At 36.0% G+C, this 11,253-nt stretch carries 12 protein-coding genes; 11 read left to right on the forward strand and 1 reads right to left on the reverse strand.

Translation table 11 applies throughout. The features are described 5' to 3' along the window. The first annotated feature begins 8 nt into the window (after positions 1–8). The 7 genes from cobA (at position 9) to MUA37_RS01330 (ending at position 7,214) form a co-directional block, all read left to right on the forward strand. Positions 9–782 (forward strand): uroporphyrinogen-III C-methyltransferase, encoded by a 774-nt coding sequence (gene cobA / locus MUA37_RS01300; RefSeq protein WP_002509055.1) that lies wholly within the window; start codon positions 9–11, stop codon positions 780–782. Positions 783–801: 19 nt separating this feature from the next. Further along, positions 802–1,536 (forward strand): sirohydrochlorin chelatase, encoded by a 735-nt coding sequence (locus MUA37_RS01305; RefSeq protein ID WP_262624757.1) that lies wholly within the window; start codon positions 802–804, stop codon positions 1,534–1,536. Between the two features lie 15 nt (positions 1,537–1,551). Then, positions 1,552–2,163, forward strand: a complete 612-nt coding sequence (locus MUA37_RS01310) for an NAD(P)-binding protein (protein ID WP_142019290.1) — start codon at positions 1,552–1,554, stop codon at positions 2,161–2,163. Positions 2,164–2,184: 21 nt separating this feature from the next. Continuing rightward, positions 2,185–3,078, forward strand: coding sequence for a sulfite exporter TauE/SafE family protein (locus MUA37_RS01315; RefSeq protein ID WP_112368971.1), 894 nt, complete (start codon positions 2,185–2,187; stop codon positions 3,076–3,078). A gap of 31 nt (positions 3,079–3,109) precedes the next feature. After that, entirely contained in the window at positions 3,110–4,294 is a 1,185-nt protein-coding gene (gene sat, locus MUA37_RS01320; RefSeq protein WP_002509051.1) for a sulfate adenylyltransferase, read from the forward strand. Between the two features lie 15 nt (positions 4,295–4,309). Next, positions 4,310–4,909 (forward strand): adenylyl-sulfate kinase, encoded by a 600-nt coding sequence (gene cysC / locus MUA37_RS01325; RefSeq protein ID WP_002509050.1) that lies wholly within the window; start codon positions 4,310–4,312, stop codon positions 4,907–4,909. A gap of 481 nt (positions 4,910–5,390) precedes the next feature. Further along, positions 5,391–7,214, forward strand: a complete 1,824-nt coding sequence (locus MUA37_RS01330; RefSeq protein WP_142019292.1) for an assimilatory sulfite reductase (NADPH) flavoprotein subunit — start codon at positions 5,391–5,393, stop codon at positions 7,212–7,214. 125 nt (positions 7,215–7,339) lie between these two features. Here MUA37_RS01330 and MUA37_RS01335 read toward each other — a convergent pair whose 3' ends face one another. Beyond that, positions 7,340–7,522, reverse strand: a complete 183-nt coding sequence (locus MUA37_RS01335; RefSeq protein WP_002509048.1) for a hypothetical protein — start codon at positions 7,520–7,522, stop codon at positions 7,340–7,342. A gap of 88 nt (positions 7,523–7,610) precedes the next feature. Here MUA37_RS01335 and rbsR point away from each other — a divergent pair, with 88 nt between their 5' ends. From rbsR to rbsK, 4 genes are all read left to right on the forward strand, one after another. Beyond that, positions 7,611–8,621: a ribose utilization transcriptional repressor RbsR gene (gene rbsR, locus MUA37_RS01340; protein ID WP_002509047.1), complete on the forward strand. Its 1,011-nt coding sequence runs from the start codon at positions 7,611–7,613 to the stop codon at positions 8,619–8,621. Positions 8,622–8,991: 370 nt separating this feature from the next. After that, complete coding sequence (gene rbsU / locus MUA37_RS01345; RefSeq protein ID WP_142019293.1) at positions 8,992–9,873, forward strand: ribose/proton symporter RbsU; 882 nt, start codon at positions 8,992–8,994, stop codon at positions 9,871–9,873. A gap of 23 nt (positions 9,874–9,896) precedes the next feature. Next, positions 9,897–10,301: a D-ribose pyranase gene (gene rbsD, locus MUA37_RS01350; protein ID WP_021459267.1), complete on the forward strand. Its 405-nt coding sequence runs from the start codon at positions 9,897–9,899 to the stop codon at positions 10,299–10,301. Between the two features lie 36 nt (positions 10,302–10,337). Continuing rightward, a complete protein-coding gene (gene rbsK, locus MUA37_RS01355; RefSeq protein WP_262624758.1) occupies positions 10,338–11,252 on the forward strand; it encodes a ribokinase in 915 nt (304 codons plus the stop codon). Position 11,253 lies beyond the last annotated feature (1 nt).

Here is an 11,253-nt window from a genome sequence, read left to right on the forward strand (position 1 = left end):
GTGGCAGAATGGGCAAGGTATATTTAGTTGGAGCAGGACCTGGAGACCCAGATTTAATAACGGTCAAAGGGGCAAAAGCAATAGAACAAGCAGATGTGATTTTATATGATCGACTCGTCAATAAGGCGTTACTAGATTATGCAGCTGATGGTGCGAGGTTTGTATATTGTGGAAAGCATCCTAATCATCATTCGATGCCTCAAGAAGATATTAATGCCTTACTTGTTGCTTTAGCGCAAAAAGGTAATACAGTCACTAGATTAAAAGGTGGAGATCCTTTCATCTTTGGTCGAGGTGGTGAAGAAGCAGAAGCACTTGCAGCAGAAGGATTAGCATTTGAAGTAGTACCAGGTATTACTTCAGGTGTGGCTGCACCTGCTTATGCTGGTATTCCTGTAACACATCGTGATTATAGTTCTTCTGTGGCTTTTGTCACTGCAGTTACAAAAGATGATGTAGACAATGATGAATATTGGCATAGTTTAGCACGTGGACCAGAAACGTTGTGCATTTATATGGGAGTGAAAAAATTACCAGAAATTAGTCAGCGTTTAATTAATCACGGTAGATCGAAAGAAACACCAGTTGCGTTAGTACATTATGGTACGACAGAACAACAACAAACTGTGACTGGAACACTAGACGATATCGTGGAACGTGCGAAAGCAATTAAAAATCCGGCGATGATTATTGTAGGTGAAGTTGTTAACTTACGAGACAAAATTAGTTGGTTTGAGCAAGAGCAAACACCTGCACAATTATTAGCTGCAACAAACCAATAAGCATTGGAGGTAGAGACCCATGCAAGGTGTGTTATATGTAAGCCATGGTAGTAGAGTGCCTGAAGCTACTCAAGAAGCCATAGAATTTATTACAGATGTTCAACAACAAGTTGATATATCACTACAGACAATATGCTTTTTAGAGTTAGCAGAACCTACGATTGCGGAAGGCGTGGAAACACTTGTCAAACAAGGTGCCACAACAATTGCAGTAATACCAGTATTGTTACTAAGTGCAGGGCATTATTTTAAAGATATACCTCAAGCAATAACTACAATACAACAACAATATCCGCATGTTTCATTTACATACGGTCAACCTTTAGGTGTTCAAAGTAGATTAACACAAATATTACAGACGCGTATTAATGAAACAGCAATACCTATCAACGAAGATGCGCAAATTCTAGTAGTGGGTAGGGGAAGTAACAATCCTCAAGCGCAAGTTGATATTACTGCCATTGCACAAGAATTACAAACACTGTTGCCCGTTAACAATATTGAAGTATGCTACTTAGCAGCTTGTCAGCCTTCGTTTGAAGATGCATTAACAGAGGCATTAGTGTCAGAATATTCGCAAATTTTTATCGTGCCGTATATTTGGTTTACTGGTATTTTAGAACGTCACATAGCGCAAACGGTTGAAACTACAAAGAGCTCGAGTGACATCGTATTATGTGATCACTTAGGGCATCATCCAGCAATTAAAGAAGCATTGAAAGATAGAGTACTAGAAGCAGTAACGCAAGTGTAAGTTAGGAGTGAGGCTATGGCACATATGCCGATATTATTAGATTTAACAAATAAATCAATAGTCATAATTGGTGGAGGTGCTATTGCCGAACGCAGAGTTAACAAGTTGATGCAGTTTGATGCATATATCACGGTAATGAGTCCAACACTAACTGCGAAACTACAAAAGTTGTATGAACAACAGCAAATTCAATGGCTAGCACAAGACTATAGTATACATCACTTACCACCTGCTGCATTAGTTGTCGTAGCAACGAATAATAAAAAAGTAAATCAATTGGTTAAACAAGAACTCCCGCCACAAACGTTATTAAACATGGCTAGTGATGGTGAACAAGGTGATGTAGTATTTCCTGGGATATTAAAACGAGGAAAATTGTCGATTAGTGTCTCGACTTTAGGCGCGAGTCCTAAATTAACTGCTGCTATTTTAGCAGAATTACAACAACAATTCCCGCCAGATTATGAACAATATGTAGACTTTTTATATCACTGTCGGCAACAAATAAAACAATCCAATATGTCACATGCAGAACAGCAAAAATTATTAGCCGCAGTACTAGATGACAAGTATCAAGACCAAAAATTACAACAACAAATGCTGTCCTGGCTAGCACAAAACATATAACACGAAAGGAAGGTATTGCTATTGAAAAAACTATTAATATTTGCACTTGCAGGGTTCTTTGCACAAATGATTGATGGGTCATTAGGTATGGGGTTTGGGGCAACATCTTCCTCCATTTTACTAGCAGCAGGTGCTGCACCAGCAATTGTTTCAGCAACAATTCACTTTTCTGAAATTGCAACTACGGCAGCTTCAGGTGTATCACATTATAAATTTAAAAATGTTGATAAACGCATGGCTATTAAATTAGCAATACCAGGTGCCATTGCGGCATTTATTGGCTCAGCAGTGTTAAGTAATATCCACAGTGAATTAATCAAACCCTTTATTTCACTTTTTTTATTGACGATGGGGTTATTTATTATTTATCAGTTTGTCTTTAAAAAGCAACATAAACAACAACTCAAAGAAGGAAAGTTTTCTAAATGGCAAATCATACCTCAAGGTATAGTGGCAGGATTTTTAGACACAATTGGTGGTGGCGGTTGGGGACCAGTTAATACGCCTTTATTATTGTCACGAAATAAGGTCGAGCCTCGATATGTTATTGGTACAGTATCTGCGAGCGAATTTTTTATCACCTTATCCGCTTCGCTGGGTTTTATTATATTTCTAGGCTGGGAACAAATCAGTCTTGGCTTAGTTATTGCCTTAGCAGTTGGTGGTGCCATTGCAGCCCCATTTGCAGCATGGATCGTGAAGGTAATGCCAGTGTATATATTAGCAGTATGTGTCGGAGGTATTATTATTTTTACTAATATTAGTACTTTCTTAGGTTCATTTGTAGATAATGCCACAGTAGTTATCAGTGTCAAAATAGCAGTAGCTATCCTGTGGTTTATTTTATTACTTTATACATTGTATCAAAATAAACAATTACCATTTGTCATTACGAAAAAACAAACAAATAACTAACATAATGAATTAAATTAAGGAGCTGAACGGTATGACTTTATCAACAGAACTTTTGGAAAATACTATTAAACCACACGGTGGCGAATTGGTTAATAGACAAGCAGTAGGTGCACAGCGTGAACAACTTATTGAAGTGGCACCACAATTAGCGTCATTAACATTAAACCCTTGGAGTTTATCAGATTTAGAATTAATTGCGATTGGTGGTTTTAGCCCATTGACTGGATTTATGGGGGAAAAAGATTACCATAGTGTTGTAGAAAATTTACATTTAAGTAATGGTTTAGTATGGAGTATCCCTATTACTTTACCTGTTACTGAAGCACAAGCAGATGAGCTATCTATCGGAGATAAAGTAGCATTATACGGAGAAGATAAGCAATTGTATGGTGTGCTCACATTAGAAGAAAAATTCACCTATGACAAAGAAAATGAAGCACAAAAAGTTTATGGCACAACAGAAACAGCTCATCCAGGTGTCCAAAAAGTTTATGAAAAAGGGAACGTATACTTAGCTGGCCCGATAGAGTTAGTAAACCGACCGAAACATGATGAATTTGATGAATTCCATCTAGACCCAAGCGAAACACGTCAATTATTTTATGATTTAGGTTGGAAGACTGTAGTAGGTTTCCAAACTCGTAACCCTGTGCATCGCGCACATGAATATATTCAAAAAATTGCATTAGAATCTGTAGATGGGTTGTTACTTAATCCATTAGTTGGTGAAACTAAATCTGATGATATTCCAGCAGACGTTCGCATGGAAAGTTACCAAGTAATTTTGAAACATTATTACCCTGAAGAACGCAACAGATTAGTTATTTATCCGGCTGCTATGAGATATGCAGGACCAAGAGAAGCAATACTGCATGCAACAGTGCGTAAAAACTATGGATGTACACACTTTATTGTCGGACGTGACCATGCAGGTGTCGGTGATTATTATGGTACGTATGAAGCGCAAGAATTAATTAGTGAATACGAAACTGAGCTAGGTATTCAAATATTCAAATTTGAACATGCTTTTTATTGCACAAAGTGTGACAACATGGCGACAGCAAAAACTTGCCCACATGACAAGACAGCACATGTACATTTAAGTGGTACGAAAGTACGTGAAAAATTACGTAATGGCGAACAGTTACCAAAAGAATTCTCACGTCCAGAAGTAGCAGAGGTATTAATCAAAGGTTTACAAGTTACAGAAGCTTAAAAAGGAGACAGGAACATGACGACATCAACAAATATTACATGGCACGATTCAGAAGTTACTAAAGCACAGCGCCAGCAACGCAATCGCCATAAAAGTGCAGTGATTTGGTTTACTGGATTATCAGGTTCTGGTAAGTCTACAGTATCAGTAGCATTAGAAAAAGCACTTTTCGAACAACAAGTACAAACTTATCGACTTGATGGTGACAATATTCGACATGGTTTAAATAACAACTTAGGGTTCAGTCCAGAGGATCGTACTGAAAATATTCGTCGTATCGGTGAAGTAGGTAAACTTATGGTCGACGCTGGCGTATTAACGACAACAGCATTTATTTCTCCTTATGCAGCGGATCGTAATGTAGTACGTGACACTTTAGCGCAAGGTGAGTTCATAGAAGTCTATACAAAATGTAGTTTAGAAGGTTGTGAATCTCGAGACCCTAAAGGTTTATATAAAAAAGCACGTGCAGGAGAAATCCAAGGCTTTACTGGTATCAATGCACCATATGAAGCACCAACAAATCCAGAAATTGAAATTGATACAGAAGCCTTATCTGTAGATGAAGCGGTTGCTAAAATAGTAGCTTATTTAACAAAACATCAATACATTTAAAATAGTAGCAAGACAAATAGGAGACTGGGACAGCGTTGATTCATCCTAGTCTCTTTTCATATTCTCAGTAGATGACTGAACTGAAAATGCGCTGCAAATTAAGCTTTTTCAATTTTAGTCATCTTTGTCGGAGTGGTCGACGAAATCTTTGTAATAAAATTAGATTTCTGCCCCACTCCTATTTTTATGTATTTTGGTAGCTATAGGGCATTGATGTTCGCACCATGAAGTATAGATACTTGTAAAATTTATTTTATAGTAAATTTATATGGTGGTTATTTTGAATGTTTGCTTAATAATGAGTTAAATAATAAAATTATATAAGTGGGATAGATGAAAAACATATGTGTAGAGTGAAAATAACACATATGCTAATAAAAAGTATGGTAATAGTAACAATATAATAAGCGGGCGATATTCAAGGGACTAATAGTAGTTAAATTGTAACAGATAGATTAATCATACGAGAGGTGATGTTCCTTTGCATATCAATGATCAAAACAGTCCATTAACAGAAACCGAAGCGCAACAACTTACTGAAATAATAGCAAAATTAACTCCTGAACAGCGCGCATGGGTTGGACAATATTTAGTAGAAAATAGTAATAATACAACGATTCCAAGTAGTAACGAAGCTACAGAATCTTCACATATAACGAATAGTCCAGATGAAGCAGATAAACCGCGTAGTATTACTATATTATATGGTACTGAAACGGGTAATGCACAAACTGTGGCCGAGACATTAAATGAAAGATTAGTGGAAAATGGTTTTACAGTGACTATATCAGAAATGGACGATTACAAGTTTGATACGTTAGCACAATCCGAAGACTTGTTCTTGATTTCGTCAACTCATGGTGAAGGGGAACCACCCATAAGTGCGATTTCATTTTATGAATTTTTATATAGTGAACAAGCTCCAAATTTGGCAGACGTACGTTATTCAGTTTTAGCACTTGGCGATGAGTCATTTGAATTCTTTTGCCAAGCAGGTAAAGATTTCGATGAGCGTGTTGCTGAATTAGGTGCGACTCGCCTTGTTGAACGTGTGGATTGCGACTTTGACTATGAAGAATCTGCCGAATCATGGATGCAACAAGTATTGTCTGCAGTAGGTGACCAAGACGACAATCGCGTTGCTGCTACAGACAGTACAGAATCTGTACTGTCTATGAAAGAGCGTAAATATTCAAAATCCAATCCATACTATGCAGAAGTGTTAGAGAACATCAACTTAAATGGTGAAGGTTCGAATAAAGAAGTTAGACACATCGAATTATTGTTAGATAATTATGGAGAAGGATTTGAACCTGGCGATAGTTTAGATATCTTTCCAGCAAATGATGACCAACTTGTCATGCAACTCATTGCTATGTTGGGTTGGGATCCATATGAAGATATCATTTTAGATAATGGGGATGCAGTATCTGTAGTAGATGCGTTGACACACCATTTTGAAATCACTAAATTAACGCCAACATTACTGAAAAACATGGCAGTTTTAATAAATGATGATGAGTTGAATAACTTAGTTTTAAATGATACATGGGTTAAAGATTATATTGATGGTAGAGATCTTATCGACTTATTTAGTGAATATTATCCACCAGCTGTTAGCCCTGATATTGTAATAGAAAATTTACGGAAATTGCCACCACGTACTTATTCTATAGCAAGCAGTTATAAAGCAAATCCTAATGAAGTGCATATTACCGTAAAAGCTGTAAGATATGAATCTTATGGTCGTGCACGAAATGGTGTATGTTCTACGCAATTAGCAGATCGTGTGAAACCCGGTGAAAGCGTGAGAATGTGCTTGAAGAAAAATCCAAGTTTTAAATTCCCATTTGATGAAGATACAAAAGTTATTATGATTGGTCCTGGTACTGGAGTAGCCCCATTCCGCAGTTTCTTAGAAGAACGAGAAGATTTGAATTTAAAAGGAAATACATGGTTATTCTTTGGAGATCAAAAACGTGCTACAGACTTTTTATATGAAGCTGATTGGCAAGCATGGTTAGCAAATGGTACGTTAGCGAAATTAGATTTAGCTTTTTCTAGAGACACTGCTTCAAAATTATATGTGCAAGATAAAATTAAAGAAAATAGTGAATTATTTTATCAATGGTTAGAATCAGGTGCAGCTATTTATATTTGTGGTGATGAAACGTATATGGCCAAAGCAGTTCATGAAGCAATAAGAGAAGTGATAGCAACTGAAAGTAAGTGCAATGAAGAAGAAGCAGAAGCGTATTTAACACAATTAAAAGTAGACAGACGATATCAACGTGATGTGTACTAAAGTACTTAAGCCTCGAAATAGTCGATTTCGAGGCTTATTGTATAAGTTTTTTAAATAAATAGTAGTCATATAGTTAGTAAACTATATAATTATTTACAAGTGTATTTTATACAGAAATTTGAGCGTTAACTGCATTGTTCATTATATTTCATCATGTTATTTCTAACGACGATCATAGCGACATTAATAAAACAGGCAAGTATGCCAATCAATATGACATAGTTAGAACCTAATGTAGCTATGAATAAACCAGCAATAAAAGTGCCAACAGTAGTACCTAAATTAACAGAAGATAAAAAAGATACCATTAGATAAATCTGGAGTCTCTGTTGCAAGTGTATAAGTTTTAAAGTTATCATTAAATGGACAATTGGAAGATAAGGAGGGTGTTACTACATGAAAAAGGTCTCTATCAAAGATGTAGCTAAAGAAGCAGGTGTATCTTTAACAACAGTATCGCAAGTATTAAATGACAAGCGTGATCGCTTTACTACTGATACTATCGAAAAAGTACTTGCTGCTAAACAAAAGCTAGGTTACTTGCCAAATAAAAATGCGCAACAATTAAGAGGCAGTAAAACTAAATTAATAGGTGTGTTATTACCGAATTTGGCTAACCCATTTTTCTCTACGATGATGCAATCGATGGATGCAAACAAAGAAGCTGATGTAGATTTGTTCTTTTTGACAGCGCCTGAAGAAGATATTGAAGCAGGTATCATGCATTTAGTAGAACGTGGGATGGATGGTTTGATTATTGCGCAAATGATTAAAAACCCTGAACGTTTAAATAATTATTTAACTACGCATAGAATACCATATGTAGTATTAGACCAAAGTGATGACCATGGCTTTACAGACATTGTACGTACGCATGAAACAGGTGGTGGAGAGTTAGCAGCACGTCATTTGATTGAGTTAGGTCATAAGCAGCTTACAATCGTCCAACCTGCTCATCTAACGAGTAATATGAACTTGCGTATGGAAGGCTTTAAACACTATTGCCAATCACATAATGTGGCAACACCTAAAGTGATTGAAAGCACTTTATCGAAAGCAGGAGGATATGCAGCCGTCGACGATATTATTGCATCACATTCTACGGCAGTGTTTGCAACGAATGATGAAATGGCTATTGGTATTATTAGAGGCTTGGCTGATAAAGGATGGCAAGTGCCTCAAGATGTATCGATTGTAGGCTTTGATGATATCGATATTGCTCAATACATGACACCTGCACTGACTACGGTTGCACAACCGATAGAAACAATCGGAGAAGTGGCTTTGCAATTAATTATGGACAAGTTAGACAGCACATTAACTCACCGTGACCAACAATCTATAGTCTTGCCGAGTGAACTTATAGTAAGAGCGACTACGGCACGTGCCAACTTGGATAACAGTTAAGATAAACACGTATTTATACATAATTAACGCTATTACAAATGAGGTTAAAGGAATTTACATAAAATGTGGTCGTAAATTGAATAATGTAATTGTGCAATAACCTAGTCGTCTATAACGACTAGGTTATTTTTATTACTACAAATTAAATGTTTTTGTGAGCAAAAAACAGTGTGCAAACATTTAGTTTAAGACCCTGTGTGACAACAAAAATAAGCACGATGTAACGTAAAGTCAACATGGTAAAATTGAAAAATATTAATGAAAGCGTATACAAAAAATAAAAATAGTGCTATTATAAATCTAGTAAAACGTTTTACTAAATCGTTTTACCTACTAATAAATACACATAATTAAAATATAGAGGTGTTATATGGATATTGTAGCGTTATTAGTCGGGTTAGGTCCGTTACTAGGTTGGGGATTGTTTCCAACCATTGCATCATTATATGGAGGTAAACCGGTAAATCAAATTTTTGGGGCAACTGTTGGTACATTAATTTTTGCAGCAGTTTTTGCATTAATTCAAGGAATGTCGCTGCCGACAGGAATGGATTTATTATTTTCTTTAATTTCAGGTGCTGGTTGGGCTTTCGGACAAATTATTACTTTTAAAGCCTTTGCGTTAATAGGATCATCAAAAGCAATGCCAATTACTACAGCTTTCCAATTATTGGGAGCATCATTATGGGGCGTGTTTGCATTAGGTGACTGGCCTGGTGTAACGAATAAAATTATTGGTTTTGGTGCATTAATTGTTATTTTGATAGGTGCGCGAATGACAGTATGGAAAGAACAACAAGAATCACAATATAGTAAGAATTTAAAACGCGCAGTGATTTTACTGTTAATTGGTGAAGTTGGATATTGGGCATATTCTGCTGCGCCACAAGCAACAGATATTGGAGGCATGCAAGCCTTCTTGCCACAAGCTATGGGAATGGTCGTTGTTGCAGTAATTTATGCATTGATGAATTTAAAACACCAAAATGCATTTACAGAAAGTGTCAGTTGGAAGCAAATTATTTCTGGTTTCTTCTTCGCATTTGCTGCATTAACATATTTAATTTCTGCTCAACCAGATATGAATGGCTTAGCTACAGGATTTGTCTTGTCACAAACTTCTGTCGTATTAGCTACATTAACAGGTATTTATTTCTTAAAACAGAAGAAAACGCCAAAAGAGCTAGTAATTACTATTATAGGTTTAGTATTAATTTTAGCTGCAGCAACTGTTACGGTATTTATAAAATAGTATAATCTAAGGGAGAGAGTGTAATGAAAAAAAATCGAGTATTAAATAGTCATGTGTCACATGCAATAGCAACATTAGGTCATTTTGATTTAATTACAATAAATGATGCGGGCATGCCGATTCCGAATGATGATCGTCGTATCGATTTAGCGATAGAAAAAGAATTACCGACATTTATTGCTATGTTGAGTAATGTGTTAAGTGAAGTTAAAGTACAAAAGGTTTATTTGGCCGAAGAAATTAAAACAGCGAATCCAGATCAATTAGTAGCAATAAAAGAGTTGTTAGACGAAGATGTAACAATTGAATTTATTCCACATGATGAAATGAAACAAAATTTAACACATACTTTAACAAAAGCCAATATTCGTACAGGAGAAATAACACCATTTTCTAATATTGCTTTGGAATGTAATGTAACATTTTAATAGGGATTAAGTTTGAACAGTAAAGGAGAAAACACTATGACGAATAAAGTAGTAATTATCGGTTCTACAAATGTAGATAAAATTATCAATGTAGCACGATTTGCTAAACCTGGTGAAACATTACATGTAGATAATGCGCAAAAAATATATGGTGGGGGCAAAGGTGCGAACCAAGCATTAGCAACAGCACGTTCTAATGCACAAACGACATTCATCTCAAAAATTGGCAGTGATGGAGATGCTAATTTCATGTTAGAAGATTTCCAAGCTGCACAAATGAATACAGATTATATTATTACAACGGATGAAGTAGAAACAGGACAAGCATTTATTACTATAGATGAAGCTGGTCAAAATACAATTCTTGTTTATGGTGGAGCTAACATGACTTTGAATGAACAAGATGTAGAGCAAGCTGAAGCGGCTATTGCTAACGCTGACTATATTATTGCGCAATTAGAAGTACCGGTGCCAGCTATTATTAAAGCATTTACGATTGCACGTCAACATGACGTAACAACAATCTTAAATCCAGCGCCTGCAAGTGAATTATCTAAAGCACTCTTGCAATTAACAGATATTATTATTCCTAATGAATCAGAAGCAGAATTATTAAGTGGTATTCCAGTGACTGATCGTGATTCAATGCATAAAAATGCTGATTATTTCTTATCATTAGGTATGCAAGTAGTATTAATTACATTAGGTGAGCAAGGTACTTATTATGCTACAAAAGAGGATGCTAATTTAATTCCAGCAGTTAAAGTACATGCTGTAGATACTACTGCAGCAGGGGATACTTTTATTGGTGCATTTGCAAGCCGATTGAATATGGAAAACTTTAATATTGAAGAAGCTATTACTTATGCTAATAAAGCGGCCTCTATTGCAGTACAGACAGAAGGAGCTCAAAAATCTATTCCTGAGGAAGTTACTGTGTTAGAGCAATAAT

This window comes from Staphylococcus arlettae (assembly GCF_025560845.1).
Classification (GTDB): Bacteria; Bacillota; Bacilli; order Staphylococcales; family Staphylococcaceae; genus Staphylococcus; species Staphylococcus arlettae.

Bases quoted from the DNA above. Each gene is read 5' to 3' on its own strand.
- cobA (WP_002509055.1), top strand. From the start codon at position 9: ATGGGCAAGGTATATTTAGTTGGAGCAGGACCTGGAGACCCAGATTTA.
- MUA37_RS01305 (WP_262624757.1), top strand. From the start codon at position 802: ATGCAAGGTGTGTTATATGTAAGCCATGGTAGTAGAGTGCCTGAAGCT.
- MUA37_RS01310 (WP_142019290.1), top strand. From the start codon at position 1,552: ATGGCACATATGCCGATATTATTAGATTTAACAAATAAATCAATAGTC.
- sat (WP_002509051.1), top strand. From the start codon at position 3,110: ATGACTTTATCAACAGAACTTTTGGAAAATACTATTAAACCACACGGT.
- cysC (WP_002509050.1), top strand. From the start codon at position 4,310: ATGACGACATCAACAAATATTACATGGCACGATTCAGAAGTTACTAAA.
- MUA37_RS01335 (WP_002509048.1), bottom strand. From the start codon at position 7,522: ATGGTATCTTTTTTATCTTCTGTTAATTTAGGTACTACTGTTGGCACT.
- rbsR (WP_002509047.1), top strand. From the start codon at position 7,611: ATGAAAAAGGTCTCTATCAAAGATGTAGCTAAAGAAGCAGGTGTATCT.
- rbsU (WP_142019293.1), top strand. From the start codon at position 8,992: ATGGATATTGTAGCGTTATTAGTCGGGTTAGGTCCGTTACTAGGTTGG.
- rbsD (WP_021459267.1), top strand. From the start codon at position 9,897: ATGAAAAAAAATCGAGTATTAAATAGTCATGTGTCACATGCAATAGCA.
- rbsK (WP_262624758.1), top strand. From the start codon at position 10,338: ATGACGAATAAAGTAGTAATTATCGGTTCTACAAATGTAGATAAAATT.